At 34.2% G+C, this 14976-nt stretch carries 13 protein-coding genes; 7 read left to right on the top strand and 6 right to left on the bottom strand.

The features are described from left to right. Positions 1-3 precede the first annotated feature (3 nt). The 7 genes from KO527_RS10585 (at position 4) to KO527_RS10555 (ending at position 9840) form a co-directional block, all read left to right on the top strand. Positions 4-1275, top strand: a complete 1272-nt coding sequence (locus tag KO527_RS10585; protein WP_252733620.1) for an NnrS family protein — start codon at positions 4-6, stop codon at positions 1273-1275. Further along, positions 1268-2476 carry an NO-inducible flavohemoprotein gene (gene hmpA, locus KO527_RS10580; protein ID WP_354668613.1) on the top strand — a complete coding sequence of 403 codons (1209 nt, stop codon included), beginning with the start codon at positions 1268-1270 and terminating at the stop codon, positions 2474-2476. The genes KO527_RS10585 and hmpA overlap by 8 nt, the downstream gene beginning before the upstream one ends. Before the next feature lie 101 nt (positions 2477-2577). After that, the gene (locus KO527_RS10575; protein ID WP_216040277.1) at positions 2578-3840 is read left to right on the top strand and encodes an MFS transporter; all 1263 of its coding nucleotides are present in this window, start codon (positions 2578-2580) and stop codon (positions 3838-3840) included. A 150-nt stretch (positions 3841-3990) separates the two neighbouring features. Then, positions 3991-5496 (top strand): VCBS repeat-containing protein, encoded by a 1506-nt coding sequence (locus KO527_RS10570; protein WP_252733619.1) that lies wholly within the window; start codon positions 3991-3993, stop codon positions 5494-5496. Positions 5497-5784: 288 nt separating this feature from the next. After that, on the top strand, positions 5785-7455 hold the full coding sequence (asnB, locus tag KO527_RS10565; RefSeq protein ID WP_216040275.1) for an asparagine synthase B: 1671 nt from the start codon (positions 5785-5787) through the stop codon (positions 7453-7455). Between the two features lie 211 nt (positions 7456-7666). Next, positions 7667-9013 carry a DEAD/DEAH box helicase gene (locus tag KO527_RS10560; RefSeq protein WP_216040274.1) on the top strand — a complete coding sequence of 449 codons (1347 nt, stop codon included), beginning with the start codon at positions 7667-7669 and terminating at the stop codon, positions 9011-9013. Further along, positions 9010-9840 carry a S1-like domain-containing RNA-binding protein gene (locus KO527_RS10555; protein ID WP_216040273.1) on the top strand — a complete coding sequence of 277 codons (831 nt, stop codon included), beginning with the start codon at positions 9010-9012 and terminating at the stop codon, positions 9838-9840. Before KO527_RS10560 ends, KO527_RS10555 begins: the two co-directional genes overlap by 4 nt. Before the next feature lie 79 nt (positions 9841-9919). On the opposite strand, the gene KO527_RS10550 is transcribed toward KO527_RS10555, so the two are convergent. The 6 genes from KO527_RS10550 to rpsA form a co-directional block, all read right to left on the bottom strand. Beyond that, a complete protein-coding gene (locus tag KO527_RS10550; protein WP_216040272.1) occupies positions 9920-10312 on the bottom strand; it encodes a hypothetical protein in 393 nt (130 codons plus the stop codon). Between the two features lie 141 nt (positions 10313-10453). Beyond that, positions 10454-11161: an orotidine-5'-phosphate decarboxylase gene (gene pyrF / locus KO527_RS10545; protein ID WP_216040271.1), complete on the bottom strand. Its 708-nt coding sequence runs from the start codon at positions 11159-11161 to the stop codon at positions 10454-10456. 170 nt (positions 11162-11331) lie between these two features. Beyond that, a complete protein-coding gene (locus tag KO527_RS10540; RefSeq protein ID WP_216040270.1) occupies positions 11332-12468 on the bottom strand; it encodes a tetratricopeptide repeat protein in 1137 nt (378 codons plus the stop codon). A 1-nt stretch (position 12469) separates the two neighbouring features. Next, entirely contained in the window at positions 12470-12733 is a 264-nt protein-coding gene (locus tag KO527_RS10535; RefSeq protein ID WP_042150952.1) for a LapA family protein, read from the bottom strand. A gap of 31 nt (positions 12734-12764) precedes the next feature. Continuing rightward, positions 12765-13055, bottom strand: coding sequence for an integration host factor subunit beta (gene ihfB, locus KO527_RS10530; RefSeq protein ID WP_216040269.1), 291 nt, complete (start codon positions 13053-13055; stop codon positions 12765-12767). Between the two features lie 71 nt (positions 13056-13126). Then, the gene (gene rpsA, locus KO527_RS10525; RefSeq protein ID WP_042150955.1) at positions 13127-14791 is read right to left on the bottom strand and encodes a 30S ribosomal protein S1; all 1665 of its coding nucleotides are present in this window, start codon (positions 14789-14791) and stop codon (positions 13127-13129) included. Between the last annotated feature and the right edge of the window lie 185 nt (positions 14792-14976).

The following is a 14976-nucleotide window of genomic DNA, read 5'->3' as shown; positions in this document are numbered from 1 at the left end:
AATATGATGGAAATACACGACCCAGAGTTAATGATGTTGAAATATAAACAAGATAATCAACCTCAGTTAAATAGCCCAAACAAATATTCTTTGTCTAAGCTTTTTAAACATGATTTTTTTGACTTAGCGTTTAGACCATTTTTTATTTTAGGCACAGTTGCATCTGTTATAAGTATGCTCATTTGGTCTTTACAGTTAAATTCATTAATTAAACTTAACAATTCAGGACTTAGCCCAACTATATGGCACATTCATGAAATGATATTTGGTTTCGCTGCAACGATAGCTGTGGGATTTATATTAACAGCAGGCAAGACCTGGACAAAACAATCCAGTATTACAGGGAAATACCTTTGTTTATTAACTCTAATTTGGCTAACTGTTAGATTTTCAATTTATATAAATTCAAATTTATCAATTAAAGTTGCACTAATATTTCAAACAATTTGGTGGTTAATTGTTATTTCATGTTTTTTTAAAATGGTATATCAGGCTAAAAATACACGTAATTACTTATTTGTACCTTTACTTAGCATCATGATGCTCATCAATATCAGTATTATTTTAACTGATATGCTCAGTAATACTGGGCTTGCTATGCATTTAGCCCGAGCGAGTATTTTATTATTCACAATATTAATGTCGATAATTGGTGGTCGAGTGATCCCATTTTTCACACAAAACGGTGCTAAAACTGACACAATTAATACCCCATTTTGGATTGAAAAATTAATTTTACCTATTGGTATAACTGGTATAGCGATATTTATTTTAGGTTACTTCATACAGTTACCTTTTACACCCGCAGCTATCATGATTTTGGCTGGGTTTTTACATTTATTAAGGTTCAGCTTTTGGAAAACCATAAAAACCTACAAAGTGCCATTACTTTGGTCATTACATATCTCTTATCTTTTTATGGGGCTAGGTTTAATTCTATTAGGTTTAAGTTATTTTGATTTATCAGTAATCAATATCAGCATTCCCTTTAGTAATGTACTTCATATGATCACTATTGGTGCTATTGGGTTGATGATTTTTGCAATGATGAGCCGCGTTTCTCTTGGTCATACAGGACGTGTACTTGTGTTAAATAAGGCATTGGTTATAGCTTTTATTTTAATAATTTTAACTGTTTTTATACGGGTTCTTTTACCTTTATTCAATTTTACCCAACTCGCTTGGGATCTCAGTGCCCTACTTTGGGTCTGTTCAAGTCTGATTTTTATTTTTGTCTATTCACCGATCTTATTTGCAAAGCGCATTGATCAATAATTATTTATTAGGAAATTTTATGTTAACTGAAAAAGATATCTCTTTAGTAAAAAGCACCATCCCATTATTAGAGCAAGCAGGTTCAGCGATCACTGAATATTTTTATAATCGTATGTTTAGACATAACCCTGAACTTAAAGATATATTCAATATGAGTAATCAAAAAACAGGAAAACAGAAAGTCGCTTTATTTGAAGCTATTGCGGCTTATGCCAAGAATATTGAAAACCTAGCTGCGTTAACTACTGCAGTTGAGCGCATTGCGCAAAAACATACTAGTTTTAATATCCAACCAGCCCATTATCAAATTGTTGGCCATCATTTACTTGCTACTCTACGCGAGTTAGCACCAGATGCATTTACGACTGAAATTGAAGAAGCATGGGCAAATGCTTATCAATTTTTAGCTCAAATATTTATTGCCCGAGAAGAAGAGCTATATACACAAAGAGCGAGCACAAAAGGAGGTTGGCGTGGCAAACGTCGATTCAAAGTTGTTAATAAAGTAAAAGAATCAGCATTAGTAACAAGCTTTACATTTGCACCAGTTGATAATAAACCTGTTATTGATTTCAATGTTGGACAATACCTAGGGGTAGAAGTACAGCCTAACGGTTCAGATAACGTTGAAATTAGACAATATTCATTATCGGATCTACCAAATACTGAAACTTATCGCATTTCAGTTAAGCGAGAGCAAGGTGAGTACCCTGGTTTAGTATCTAATTATTTACATGATCATGTAGAAATAGGTGGTCTAGTAGATTTATATGCCCCTGCAGGTGATTTTTTCTTTATAGATAGACAAGCCCCTGTTGTTTTAATTTCGGCAGGTGTGGGTGTCACGCCTATGCAAGCAATGCTTGAGAAACTATCAAACGATCGATATAAAGATAATGTTCACTATATTCATGCATGTGAAAATAACGAACAACATTCATTTAAAAATCGCGTAATTGACTTATGTCATACCAACTCTTGGAAACATAATACTTGGTATAATGAAAAGCATGACAATGATGACAATATTCACCAAGGTTTTATTAACTTCAGTCAATTAGAACTGCCAAAGGATAATGGCAATTTTTATATGTGTGGTCCAGTCGGATTTATGCAATTTGCTAAATCTGCTTTATTAGATATGGGCGTATGTGAATCACGTATTCATTATGAAGTATTTGGTCCTCACGCTAATTTATAACACACTAAAACTATTATAGCCCTTAATTAAGTAAAGTTTTTTATTTACTTAATTAAGAGCAAATGAGATATTAGCTGTATTCTTAATCGATAACAGTTTTTATGAGCAATCTTTCTAGTAACAAGCTCGACATAATTAACTCGCCTTTAGTTGAAGACGAAAATAAAGCTAAGCAAATTTTATACATTACTTTGCTTGTTACATTAATTAGTGTCGCGGGCATTGCTTTACCTTACCCTGTTTTAGCGCCTTTATTTTCTGAAGGCGAATCAGCATTAACACAATTCATGAATTTACCTTCTGAGATATTATTAGGAGTTGTACTTGGTATATATCCCTTAGGTATTATTTTAGGTAGTAGTGTTATTGGTGCAATTTCAGATAATTATGGTCGAAAAAAATTACTTAGTATTACGCTCTTTGGTAGCGCCATCGGTTATAGTTTAACTGCAATTGCTGCTATCAATGAAAACTATTTATTATTTGCAATATCTAGACTGTTAACTGGTTTATGTGAAGGTAATATTGCAATTGCACGCGCTATTGCAGCCGATTTACACCCTGTAATAGATAAAACACGTAGCTTTTCATTAGTCAGCTCTATGGGGTATGGCGGTTATTTGTTAGGTCCCCTTGCCGGTGGTTATTTGATTTTTTATGGGATTGATTCTGTCTTTTGGGCTGCAGCGATTGCTTGTTTAATATGTGCTTTTTTAAGTCATACACTTTTACCTAACGCACTCAATAAAAAAGATGACAATGCAGAAACTGGTTCAAGCTTAACTTTATTAAAACAGCCTGATTTAAGACGGTTTTTTGTACTTTATTTATTTTTAACTATGGGTGTAAATTTGTATTATGAATATTACCCGTTACATCTAGTACGCCAATATGATTACGTACCCGTTGATATTAGCTGGGCAACGGTATTTTTAACAGCGTGTATGATCTGTACAAGCATATTTATCAATCCTCACATTCAAAAACGACTTTCTCATGCCTCAGCTGGAATTTTAGGAATAATTTTATATGGGCTTTCTTTAGCTGTGCTGCCTTGGCTCACTAACATTTCATACTTAATCACTTTTGCGTTAATGGGAGCCGGTATTGCAATTTATAATGGATTTCTTCCCTCTTATTTATCTCATTGCTATGAAAATAGACCGCAAGGTAAGTTAATGGGTATGCTTGTTACTATTTTTTGTTTAGGTAATTTATTTGCTGCGCTTATAGGTGGTATTTTATCTATGTTTGATGTTTCTTGGGCATTATTGTTAGGTTCAGCAATGAGCTTTTTAGCTGGTTTAATATTCTATCATGGCCATTATGTGAAAAATATTTGGCCACAATCTTCTAACGAATAAAAACCAAGTACTCTCGCTTTGGCTTTCGTATTAATACTTTCTTACAGATTATAAAAGTTTCTGACATTTACTTATGTAAAATATATGTATATTAAATTAATCATATAGATTAGTGAGAAAGTGATGTTCAAAATTAATAAAATAATAATAATGTACTCAGTTGCACTTGCTGCTGTTTTTAATACATCCTATTTATCTGCTGCTAGCAAAAATACAAAACACACTAAAGTTGATTTTAACGAAATGTTAATTGATGCGCCTTATAAGTTGATCCAACCAGTTTTAGTTGCTGACATAATTGAAAATATTGCAAAAGAACTCATTGTATTGGGCATTGATGAAAATAAAGATAAATGGCTGATCACATATCTTTATAACGATAAAGAAAATGAATATGCCATCGCTAAAAAAATACCGCTCCCCAAGAAATTTTATAGTTATGATTTAAGTGATGATAAATCAGGCTTATTACAAAGCTTGTATTTTATGTCTAGTAACGAACTGGTCAAATACGATGCTACAAAAAATCAATTTGATACCATATCAGCTATAAATACGATTTTCTTAAAAGATAAACCAGAACATATTAATAGAGCGCATTTCATTAAAGACTTTAATCAAGATAATATTGATGATGTACTACTGAGTGACTTTTCATCAACGCATATTTTAATTGGGCAAAATAATGGGAAATTTAAGACACAAACACTGCCTATTCCAGCTGAAGTAAACTTACATTCTGATGGGGCCACTTATAAACAAGCAAAGCTATATTTCGAAGATGTCAATTTTGATAGTACGATTGATATTATTCAAGTGGGTGAGGGAGAAATGCACGTTTACCATCAATCTAAAAATGGCATGTTTAATACACAATCAGGTAAGGTTGAAATTAATAAAGCCATCAGTGGCACTGAGTGGTGGAATAAAAGAGATGAAACTGGAGAGAGCTTAGATCAGAGTGAACTGGTCTATAGAAAACTAGAAGAATTACGAGATTTAAACTCTGACGGTATAACAGATATGATAGTACGTTACACACAGGTTTCAGGTGTATTAGACCGCGTTAACGATTATGAAATATACTTAGGGACAAATATCAAAGGACAACTCTCCTACCCTGAAAAGCCCAATAGTACGATACGTGCAGACGGTACATTAACCGGTTTAGAATTTGTAGATATAGATAATGATGATAAATCAGAAGTACTGCTTGCAGGATTTGATATTGGCATGTCTCAGATAATTGGTGCGCTTTTAGCGGGAAGCATAGATCAAGATGTTTACTTGTTTAAAATGAACGATGAAGATAATTATCAAAAAGCACAGGTTACTAAAGAAGTAGAGCTAAACTTTAGCCTCTCGTCAGGTCAATCTGGCAGTGCGGTAGTTAAACTTGCTGATTTAAACGGTGACGGCTTAAAAGATTTAATATTATCGGATGGTGATGATGAGCTTAAAATATATTTAGGTGATACCAGTAAACGTTTATTTAAAAAGCGCGCTCAAGATTATGATACCCAATTACCACAAGATGGAAACTTAGTTTATATAAATGATTTAAACCACGATGGTAAAGATGATCTACTTATTAAATTCAGTAAAAAGGATGAAAACTCTACTGGTAAAAACTTTAAAGTATTAATGTCTTTATAAGCTATGTTGTTTTGCGGCTGATTTGATTTTAAGCCGCTCATATCCTTCCTCAAGCGCTCGCCTTTACTTTTTATTAACAATTAAAAAGTTACAATTTTAAATATAAGATATACAAATCAATTTTTGTATGCGATTTGTACATTTTAAGCAAATTTAACCTTGTTATTTAACCTTTTTGCAGAATATATGCATCTTTTGTTAAATTTAAGTGTGACTTAAATGGTTTTATTTGGTACATATAGAAGTTCATTATTTTTAATAACTTATTATCGAATTGGGGAATGAGGTATGTGTTCTATTTTTGGCGTGCTGGATATAAAAACAGATCCAACGCAGTTGCGCAGCCAAGCAATTGAGATGTCTAAATTACTAAGACATCGTGGTCCAGATTGGTCAGGGGTTTATTCATCAGATAAAGCTATTTTGGTGCATGAACGTTTAGCTATTGTTGGTGTATCGAGTGGTGCTCAGCCATTATATAATCCTGAAAAAACACATTTTTTAGCTGTAAATGGTGAGATTTACAATCATAAACAACTCGCAAAAGAGCTTAATACAAATTTTGAATTTCAAACAGAGTCAGACTGTGAAATTATCCTAGCACTCTATAAAGAAAAAGGTACTGAATTTTTAGATGATTTAAACGGTATTTTTGCTTTTTGTTTATATGATGAAGAAAAAGATTCTTATCTTATTGGACGTGATCACATTGGTATCATCCCGCTTTATACTGGTACGGATGAACATGGTAACTTTTATGTTGCTTCAGAGTTAAAAGCGCTTGCTCCTATTTGTAAAACAATTGAAGAATTTCCGCCAGGTCATTACCTAGATAGTAATGATGGTGAACTAAAACCATATTATAAGCGTGATTGGCAAGATTTTGATGCCGTAAAAGACAACGCTTCAAATGTAATAGATGTTAAAAATGGTCTTGAAGATGCTGTAAAACGTCAACTTATGTGTGATGTACCTTATGGTGTATTATTATCAGGCGGTTTAGACTCCTCTGTTATATCAGCAATAGTACAAAAATTTGCCGCAAAACGAATCGAAGACAATGACGAATCAAATGCTTGGTGGCCACAACTTCATTCATTTTCGGTCGGTCTTGAAGGCTCACCAGATTTAGCCGCTGCGCAAAAAGTTGCGGATATGATTGGCACAGTTCACCACCCTATTCACTTTACAGTTCAACAAGGTATAGATGCGTTACGTGAAGTAATTTATCATTTAGAAACCTATGATGTAACCACTATTCGTGCATCAACCCCTATGTATTTAATGTCTCGTCAAATCAAAGCTATGGGCATAAAAATGGTGTTATCTGGTGAAGGTGCTGATGAACTATTTGGCGGTTATTTATATTTCCATAAAGCACCAAACGCACAAGAATTTCATGAAGAACTAAATCGTAAAGTATCTAAACTACATATGTTTGATTGTTTACGTGCAAATAAGTCTATGGCTGCTTGGGGTGTCGAAGCACGTGTACCATTCCTTGATAAAGAATTTGTTGATATCGCGATGCGTATTAACCCTATTGCCAAAGAGTGTAAAGATGGCAAGATTGAAAAACATATTTTAAGAGAAGCGTTTGAGGGCTATTTACCAGAAGAAGTATTATGGCGTCAAAAAGAGCAATTCTCTGATGGTGTGGGTTATAACTGGATAGATTCATTAAAAGAATTTGTTGATGAGCAAGTATCAGATTCTGTGCTTGAAAATGCGCAGTTTAAATTTCCAATTAATACGCCGGATTCAAAAGAAGCTTATTTTTATCGTAGTATTTTTGAAGAGCACTTCCCTGGTGATGCAGTTGCTAAGTGTGTTCCACATGGAAAATCTGTAGCCTGCTCTACACCAGAGGCACTGGCATGGGATGAAGCTTTTATGAAAAATGCAGATCCATCAGGTCGTGCTGCTGGTAGTCACAATGATGCATATTCACAAAAATAATATACATAACATCTCGCACTAAGTTTAATCTTAGTGCGACTTCCCTACCCTTTGTTATCCTTTTCTAAAATACATCTAAATTTCTGTTATTTTATTAATACTCCTATCTGCACACCGTCAGATATTGTATAATGCTGCGCTTTTTTAGATTATTTTTATTATTTTAATGTGATGAACTAATCCATTACATAATTACCTCCGGAGAATCAATTTGCAATTTGAAACACTAGGTATTGATATACGTTTAGCTAAACAGCTGGCTCATCAAGCAATCACTGAACCAACTGAAATTCAGCAAAAATCAATTCCAGTTGTTATTGCAGGCAAAGATTTATTTGCCCAATCCAAAACCGGTTCAGGTAAAACACTTGCTTTTTTATTACCTGCTTTACAGCGTGTACTTAAACAAAAACCTTTAAGTAAACGTGATCCTCGCGTTTTAATTATTACGCCAACTCGAGAACTTGCTAATCAAGTTTTCACGCAATTGCGTATGCTGATTGCGGGTACGAATCTATTAGCAACAAAAGTACTTGGCGGTGATAACTTTAACGATCAAATTAAAGCGCTTAGAAAAGAGCCTCAATTTATTGTTGCGACTCCAGGTCGCCTTGCAGATCACCTTAAACAAAAATCATTTTATTTAAGTGGACTTGAGATGCTGATCCTCGATGAAGCTGATCGTATGATGGATCTTGGTTTTAAAGATGAAATTAATTTAATCAATGACAGTGCCGATCATAGATTACGTCAAACTTTAATGTTTTCTGCAACGCTTGAACATGCTGAACTTGATACGCTTTCTAGCAATCTACTGACTAAACCAAAAAAAGTTATAGTTGGTTCTGCTATTGAAAAACATGAAGATATTACGCAAAGTTTATTTTTAGCAGATCATTTAGATCATAAAGAAGCGCTTTTAAATCACTTTGTTTCTCAAAAAAGTGTTGGCCAGTGCATTATATTTACTGCAACACGTCATGATGCACAAAGATTAAGTGAAATCCTTATAAATAAAGGTATGAACTCAGCTGCCCTTTCAGGAGATATGAGTCAAAATAAACGACTTAAAATCATGGATGCTTTTAGTAAAGAACAATATCAGATATTGGTTACTACTGATGTTGCTTCTCGTGGTTTAGATTTATTAAGTGTTACCCATGTTATTAATTTTGACTTACCTAAAAACTCTGAAGAATATGTTCACAGAATAGGCAGAACAGGTCGTGCTGGATTTAAAGGACAAGCAATTTCATTTGTTGGCCCTAAAGACTGGGATAATTTCATAGCGCTTAAAAAGTATTTACAGCAAGAGCTAACATTTTTAACTGTAGACGGCTTAAAAGGTAAATTTAAAGGCCTTAAAGATAAATCAGGTAAAAAGCCAAGTATCAAAGGTAAAAAACCAGTTAAAAAATCAGTTAAAAAGCCAGTTAAGTCAGCTAAAAAGCTTGTTAAAAAACCAATTCCGGCACCATTTGATATAGATGGTCAAAGCCCGCTTAAACGTAAACCAAGAGTCAATAAAGAGACTCCAATACAGGATATTGATGAATGATCACTTTAGGACGCTTCCATACACTGACGATCACAGAACGCTCGGGCGAAGGCGCTTACTTAGATGGTAAAAATCTAGGTGAAGTATTTTTACCAATTAATGAGCTTGAAGAGCAAGATGTTGCAAATTCACAGATCAGTGTTTTTGTATATTTAGATTCTGATGGCCTTACAACTGCAACAAAAAAAACACCTAATGCACAACTTGGTGACTTTGCTTTAATGCGTGTAAAAGAAATAAATAACATAGGTGCATTTTTAGATTGGGGTATTGATAAAGATTTATTAGTACCTTACGGTGAACAAAATCCTAAAATGGAACAAGGTATGTCTTACCTTGTAGGTGTTTACTTAGATAACGCTAGTGAAAGACTATGTGCTTCAAACAGATATAACAAGTTTGTAGGTAAAGCTGAAGCAAATTACAACTTTAAAGATAAAGTAGACTTAATTGTTGCTGGTCGTACAGATCTTGGTTATAAAGTGATTGTTGATAAATTACATTGGGGTATTGTCTATTATGATACTGCTTTTAAATCATTGTTTGTTGGCCAAACTATGCCTGGTTATATAAAGAAAGTACGTGAAGATAATAAGTTAGATATCGTATTAGAACCAATCGGCATGGCAAAAGTACATACTTTAGCGGATAAAATTGTTGAAGAGTTAAATAAGAATAATGGATTTTTACCATTAGGTGATAAATCAGATCCTGAACTCATTAAAAAGACGTTTTCTTGTAGTAAAGCTAATTTTAAAAAAGCAATTGGTGGGTTATTCAAAAAAGGCGTAATTTCAATTGAAGCTAAAAGTATAAAACTTAATTAACTATTATTTTAAGTTAAAGAAAAGGCGCTTAACAAGCGCCTTTTTTATATGTGTGACTAACTAAACTAAAAATGTATTTTTACAGATATTGCTTTAATTCAATATGAGAGAAACCTGTTGGCATAATGCACCTATGAAATCTTTTAGAGTAATCTAATAACTCTTCAGTATCACTGAACTCAATTGGTGCAAGTCTAAATATTTTTTCATCACACTGAGATTTGAACGATTCTTGATATTCTAAACATTCAGAAACAGACGAACCTCTCGCTTCTAGCTTTTCTTTAGATTCTTGACAACTCAGTTGTACTAATAACATGATAGCTTTTTTAGCATCAAATAAGCTGACATTACTTTGTGAGACTTCTTTTACAAGATCAGGAAAAGCGGCCCTTTTATTTTCAATATCTAACCAATTTTTATAATAAGCGCCAAGTGCTATAACGGCGATCAAAATTACTGCGTACTTCATTTGTTACTCTTCATTATTTTTATTTTGTTACATTAATTGTGACATAAATATCAGTAATGAAAAGTTAAATATAATAAAAACTGGAAAAATAAATGAAAAGGCATTGTTAATACAATGCCTTGAATTGAAGTAGATTGAAAGCTATACCGCTAGCGACTGATTAATTTCAGCTAAAGTATTCACTGGGTCCGTAGACTGTGTGATTGGTCTGCCTATCACTAAATAATCACTGCCGCTGTCAATTGCTTTTTTAGGCGTCATGATACGTTTTTGATCTCCTGCATCACTTCCCTCAGGGCGAATACCTGGTGTTATTAATTTGAAATCTGCACCAAGCTGTTGCTTTAAACCTTCAGCTTCCTGCGCAGAACAAACAACACCATCTAATCCTGATCCTTTAGCTAATGCTGCTAAATAAGACACCTGCTCTGCAGGTGTTTTGTCTACACCTAAACGTGACAACTCTTCTGCATCCATACTGGTCAATACAGTTACAGCGATTAATAAAGGTGCTTTATCTCCAAACTGCTCTAAAGCTTCTTTTGCTTTAGCCATCATTTGTGGACCACCACTGGCATGAACATTAACCATCCATACGCCCATTTTAGCAGCTGCTGTTACCGCTTTTGCTACTGTATTTGGGATATCATGAAATTTTAAATCTAAGAAAACATCAAAGCCTAAATCAATTAGTTTTTTTACAAATTGCGGACCAAAATAAGTAAACATTTCTTTACCTACTTTTAATCTACACTGGCTCGGAGATAGCTGTTTAACAAAATTAATTGCATCGTCTTCGCAAGCGTAATCTAAAGCAATTAATACCTTAGGATCGTTTAATTGATTCATTATTTTTACTCTATTTAAATCTGATATTTATGGGACAAACCCGAAACACAGAAAACCTAACATGTAAGTTATTAAATTATCTGTTCGTAACGGTAATTACCAAAGTGTGGTATTACTCTATTTTTATGCGTTTATTATATTGAAAATTAACTTTGCTTTAATAATCAATTTTAGAAACCATCTAATCCACGGCTTGGGATGATAGTTTCCCAATGTTTACATGAAGGACAAGACCAATAAATTGTATGGCTATTGAACCCACAGTGAGTACATTGAAACTCTGATTTTGTAGCAATATAAGATTGTACTAATTCATTTACTTGGTGAATTACAGTTTTAATATCGGTATTTTGAGAAGTAATTAACTCAAGTAAATAACTAAAACCTCTAATATTGGGCTCTTTCTTTAAACTTTTAGTTAAAAACTTAACAGCATCATCTAAACGATTGTTTTTTACTAAGATACGACAATATTTAATTTTAATTAAAACACCACCACGAGACACTTCTTGCTCTAATAAAGCTTCATATTGGTCGTTTAAACCTAGCTGGTAATAACAAGATTCTAGATTGTCGATAAATAGTGGCACATAATTTGGTGATTGTATAAGCAAGTCACGCCAATAAGAAATGGCTTTCACATAATCTTCGCGATTAAATGCCGCTTTACCAAGTTCATATAAGGGCCTTATTACACCACTTTCTAAACCGAGCACTTTACGCATCAATTTAGGTTTTTCGATTATTATTGATTGTTCACAATAAAAATTTGCAACTGCAACCTTTAATTTATGTTTAGCAAATAGACTGCCATTTTTTTCATAGAGTGAGATGCCTTTTTGCCATTCTTTCGTTTGCAAGTATAAGTCAAAAAGGAGTTCTATGGCTTTTGGTTCTGAACGAACAACAAGTTCTAATAAATGTTTTTCTGCGCAATCAAGCAAACCCGCCATAATATAATCTTGCGCTAACTCAATCAGTATGGAAGTTGTAATTTGAGGGTTTAAATTTGCTTGTTCAAGTAGTAACTCATGAATTTTGATTGCACGGTCAAACTCACCACGGCGTCTAAACATGATGGCTAATGTGAGGTAATGCTCTACTGAATCGGCTGAAACTTCGAGTAAATTAATTAAATGTTCTAAACCTTGATCTTCTTCACGATCAAGTAAGAACTTTAAACCTTTACTATATTCGGAGGTTATTTGTCGGTTTTGTTCGTGGGCTTTAGATCTGGCACTATTTTTACCCATAATATAACCGTAGCCTGCAGCAACGGGCAAGAGTAAAAATAATAGCTCTATCATATTAAATTTCTTTTTCTGAGATGAGCTTTTTATTGCTAGATTTCAAACGGAAATTTTGCCATTTTAAAGTTGTAAACAACTTAAAGCTGATAAGTGTACCAGCAGCAACACCTGTTATAAAACAAATACTAATTACAACGGCTAAAGGCAATTTAGCACTAGCTAGAATATAATTTATCTTTATTAATTGTGGATTTTGGGAACCCAGTACAAATGCTAAAAACAAAAAGCTTAATAAAGAGAGTATTTTTACTACTCGAAACAATTAACTACTCCAGCTATAATTTACTAATATACTAAGACGCAATGCTTGCATTAACACGGTCTCTTAATTCTTTACCCGGTTTAAAATGCGGTACGTACTTTCCATCTAAATCTACAGTATCACCCGTTTTAGGATTACGTCCTACGCGAGGTGCACGGTAATGAAGAGAAAAACTACCAAAGCCACGGATTTCGATTCTATCAGACTCAGCTAATGAATCAGCCATAAGCTCTAAAATTTCTTTAACTGAATTTTCTACGTCTTTTACAGCTAAATGTGCATGCTGCTCTGACAATTGCTCGATAAGTTCAGACTTAGTCATATTAATTCCTTAGTTAAATTAAGGAAGGGCTTTCACCCTTCCTTGAGATATATTTTAGAAATATATACTAATTAAGATTTAGCATTTTTAAATGCTGCAGCCATAGCGTTTTCGAACTCTGGCTCTTCTTTCTTAAGTTTTTCTAAAACTTCTTTCTCTTCAGCTTGAGTAAGCGCTTTAACTGAAAGGCTGATTGTACGGTTCTTACGATCAACGCCCATTAGTTTAGTTTCTAACTCAGCGCCTACAGAAACAACTGTAGTTGCATCTTCAACACGCTCAACAGCGATATCAGCAACACGTACATAACCTTCTACGCCTTCAACAAGCTCAACAGTAGCGCCTTTAGCATCTACAGCTGTTACTTTACCAGTAAGGATAGCACCTTTCTTGTTTAGATCCAGGAAGTTATTGAACGGGTCAGCATCAATTTGCTTAACGCCTAATGAAATACGCTCACGCTCAGGGTCAACTTGTAGTACTACAGCTGAAATCTCATCGCCTTTCTTGTAATCACGAACTGCTTCTTCACCTGGTACATTCCAAGAAATGTCAGATAAGTGAACAAGACCGTCGATGCCACCGTCAAGACCGATAAAGATACCGAAATCAGTGATAGATTTGATCTTACCAGTAACTTGATCGCCTTTAACTTGTAGACGAGCAAATTCTTGCCAAGGGTTAGCTTTACACTGTTTAAGGCCTAAAGAAATACGACGACGTTCTTCGTCAATTTCAAGAACCATAACTTCAACAACGTCTTCTAAGCTTACAACTTTAGAAGGGTGGATGTTTTTGTTAGTCCAATCCATTTCAGAAACGTGTACTAAACCTTCAACGCCTTCTTGGATTTCAACGAAACAACCGTAATCAGTTAGGTTAGTTACACGACCAGTAAGTTTAGAACCTTCTGGGTAACGACCAGCGATTGCTGACCATGGATCTTCGCCAAGTTGCTTAAGACCTAGAGAAACACGAGTTTTCTCTTTATCAAACTTAAGTACTTTAACTAAGATTTCGTCACCAACGTTAACGATTTCTGATGGATGCTTAACACGTTTCCAAGCCATATCTGTGATATGTAAAAGACCGTCAACACCACCAAGATCTACGAATGCACCGTAATCTGTAAGGTTCTTAACGATACCTTTAACTTCTTGACCTTCAACAAGGTTAGCTAGAAGTTCTTCACGCTCATGAGAATTTTCAGACTCAATAACTGCGCGACGAGATACAACAACGTTATTACGTTTTTGATCAAGTTTGATAACTTTAAATTCTAGTTCTTTATGCTCAAGGTGAGTAGTATCACGTACTGGACGCACATCAACTAATGAACCAGGTAGGAATGCACGAATAGTGTCAACTTCAACAGTGAAACCGCCTTTAACTTTACCGTTGATGATACCAGTAACAGTTTCTTGCTCTTCACATGCTTTTTCTAGACGGATCCAAGCTTCATGACGTTTTGCTTTCTCACGAGAAAGGATTGTCTCACCGAAACCATCTTCAATTGCGTCTAACGCTACATCTACTTCGTCGCCAACAGCAACTTCTAATTCACCAGCATTGTTTTTGAATTGCTCGGCAGGAATTGCGCTTTCAGATTTAAGACCAGCGTCAACAAGTACGATGTTATTTTCAATTGAAATAACTGTACCTTTAACGATAGAACCCTGTTGAGCTTCAAAACCTTGTAAGCTTTCTTCAAATAACTGTGCAAAATTTTCTGACATACTTAATACGTCTCTAATGTTTATATCACCAATTGGCTTGCCTGCCGCATGGGGTTATTAATTTAGCGAATAACATCCATATTTTTCGCTCTTTGGACGAAAATACAAAATTGTATTTCCTATCCGGAATTATTTTAGTCTAAACAACCTGCAAATGCACTAAAAAACAACTAACTTAATGGTTA

It is taken from the genome of Pseudoalteromonas sp. C2R02 (assembly GCF_018860845.1).
Taxonomy (GTDB): domain Bacteria; phylum Pseudomonadota; class Gammaproteobacteria; order Enterobacterales; family Alteromonadaceae; genus Pseudoalteromonas.
This window is presented reverse-complemented; position numbering and strand designations above follow the sequence as displayed.

Coding starts and splice junctions, on each gene's coding strand:
- KO527_RS10570 (WP_252733619.1), top strand. CDS start 3,991: ATGTACTCAGTTGCACTTGCTGCTGTTTTTAATACATCCTATTTATCT.
- asnB (WP_216040275.1), top strand. CDS start 5,785: ATGTGTTCTATTTTTGGCGTGCTGGATATAAAAACAGATCCAACGCAG.
- KO527_RS10585 (WP_252733620.1), top strand. CDS start 4: ATGATGGAAATACACGACCCAGAGTTAATGATGTTGAAATATAAACAA.
- pyrF (WP_216040271.1), bottom strand. CDS start 11,161: ATGAATCAATTAAACGATCCTAAGGTATTAATTGCTTTAGATTACGCT.
- KO527_RS10575 (WP_216040277.1), top strand. CDS start 2,578: ATGAGCAATCTTTCTAGTAACAAGCTCGACATAATTAACTCGCCTTTA.
- ihfB (WP_216040269.1), bottom strand. CDS start 13,055: ATGACTAAGTCTGAACTTATCGAGCAATTGTCAGAGCAGCATGCACAT.
- rpsA (WP_042150955.1), bottom strand. CDS start 14,791: ATGTCAGAAAATTTTGCACAGTTATTTGAAGAAAGCTTACAAGGTTTT.
- KO527_RS10540 (WP_216040270.1), bottom strand. CDS start 12,468: ATGATAGAGCTATTATTTTTACTCTTGCCCGTTGCTGCAGGCTACGGT.
- KO527_RS10550 (WP_216040272.1), bottom strand. CDS start 10,312: ATGAAGTACGCAGTAATTTTGATCGCCGTTATAGCACTTGGCGCTTAT.
- KO527_RS10555 (WP_216040273.1), top strand. CDS start 9,010: ATGATCACTTTAGGACGCTTCCATACACTGACGATCACAGAACGCTCG.